The sequence below is a fragment of the uncultured Photobacterium sp. genome, from assembly GCF_947502415.1.
In the GTDB taxonomy this organism is placed as follows: domain Bacteria; phylum Pseudomonadota; class Gammaproteobacteria; order Enterobacterales; family Vibrionaceae; genus Photobacterium.
The window spans coordinates 1-247 of the sequence record NZ_CANMZV010000135.1 but is presented as its reverse complement, the minus strand read 5'-3'; the positions used below and the strand labels follow the sequence as shown (position 1 = coordinate 247).

Here is a 247-nt window from a genome sequence, read left to right as displayed (position 1 = left end):
GTGCTTAAAGTTGGGGTTAATACCGTGCTGAGATCGAGCTTATCTGTGAAGTCGACGAGCAATGGTCATTTGTTCAGAGCAAAAAGAATCAACGTTGGCTTTGGTATGCTTTGGAGCCAAGATTTAAGCGGCTCAACCGCAAAACTATAGGCTTCTCTAAATCAGAAGATACGCATGACAAGGTCATTGGTACATTCAGTGAGCGAGAATTCTACAAATGAGAGTTCAACAAGTTGGCGTCATGACC

1 pseudogene is annotated in these 247 nt (G+C 43.3%); it reads left to right on the top strand.

Features of this window, described 5'->3' with window-relative positions:
* Window positions 1-29: 29 nt before the first annotated feature.
* Window positions 30-221: pseudogene (locus Q0852_RS23840) on the top strand (IS1 family transposase); the annotation flags it as partial.
* Between the last annotated feature and the right edge of the window lie 26 nt (window positions 222-247).